Origin of the sequence: Aeromonas sp. 604176, from assembly GCF_049170755.1 — a bacterium.
Taxonomy (GTDB): Bacteria; Pseudomonadota; Gammaproteobacteria; order Enterobacterales; family Aeromonadaceae; genus Aeromonas; species Aeromonas veronii_A.
Map to the genome: position 1 here is coordinate 1 of NZ_JAAKNE010000259.1, position 1,187 is coordinate 1,187.

2 protein-coding genes are annotated in these 1,187 nt (G+C 61.0%); one reads left to right on the forward strand and one right to left on the reverse strand.

Translation table 11 applies throughout. The features are described 5' to 3' along the window. Positions 1–48 precede the first annotated feature (48 nt). Positions 49–543: a DUF523 domain-containing protein gene (locus G5358_RS21165; RefSeq protein ID WP_421324889.1), complete on the forward strand. Its 495-nt coding sequence runs from the start codon at positions 49–51 to the stop codon at positions 541–543. Here G5358_RS21165 and G5358_RS21170 read toward each other — a convergent pair. Continuing rightward, on the reverse strand, positions 468–1,187 hold a 720-nt coding region (locus G5358_RS21170), incomplete at its 5' end, for an acyltransferase (RefSeq protein WP_421324890.1). The two genes, G5358_RS21165 and G5358_RS21170, sit on opposite strands and share 76 nt — an antisense overlap.

A 1,187-nucleotide genomic window follows, 5' to 3' on the forward strand; every position in this document is an offset into this window, starting at 1 on the left:
AAAAAATTCCGGATGGGTTGGGTTCAATAAAATTCATAGAGCAGAAGTATGAGAGGGAAGGTTTTAGTTAGCGCCTGCTTGCTGGGTCAGCCGGTGCGTTACGACGGTCAGAGCAAGGGGATCGTCAGCGACTGGTTGAGTGAGCTGGGTGCCGAGGGGCGGGCTCTGGCGTTTTGCCCCGAAGTGGCGGGTGGTCTGTCGACCCCGCGTCCTCCTGCCGAGCGGCAGGGCGATCGGGTAGTGACGGCGAGCGGGCTGGATGTGACTGAAGAGTTTGACCGCGGCGCCGAGCTGGCGCTGGAAATCTGTCAGGCGCAGGGTATTCGCTTCGCCCTGCTGAAAGAGGGGAGCCCCTCATGTGGCAGCGGCCGTATCTATAACGGCCGCTTCGAAGGTGTTTCTGTGGCGGGTGAGGGCAAGACCACCGCCCTGCTGCGCCGCCACGGTATTGCAGTGTTCTCCGAGGATCAGTTGGCCGAGTTAGCTTCTGCGCTCTCTTTGGATTCCTCCCCGGATTTGGCGGCAACCGGCAGCGGCGCCTGACCGCTCTGCCACCCCTCCAGCACCTCGTCCTTCTCCTGCCAGCGCTGGTTTAGCCACTCCTGAAAACCGCGCTTGAACTGCTTGTCGTTGAAGTAATCCCCTATCAGCGCCTCATCCACCGGCAGCTCCTCGATCCGTACCTGAATGCGTTTTACCCGTCCCATCAGGAAGTCCTTGAACGGGGTCTCGGCATTGTCCGGATAGCGGATGGTGACGTTGATCAGGCTGTCGAACTGCTCGCCCATGGCGGCCAGCGTAAAGGCTAGTCCTGCCGCTTTGGGCGGCATCAGGTGGCGATAGCGGGAGCGGGCGGCATCCCGTTTCTGCTCGGTGAAGCGGGTCCCTTCCACGAAATTGATGACGGTGGTGGGGATATGGCGAAACTTCTCGCAGGCGTTGCGGGTGGTCTCGATATCCTTGCCGCGCAGGTGCGGGTTGCGCAGCAGGAATTCCCGTGAATAGCGGCGCATAAAGGGCATGTCGAGCCCCCAGCAGGCGAGCCCCAGCAGCGGGATGTAGATCAGCTCGTGCTTCATGAAGAACTTGGGCACCGGCAGCCGATCCCGGAACAGGTGGCCGAGCACCACGATGTCGGTCCAGCTCATGTGGTTGCTGATGATGAGATACCAGCCATCCTTGCGCAG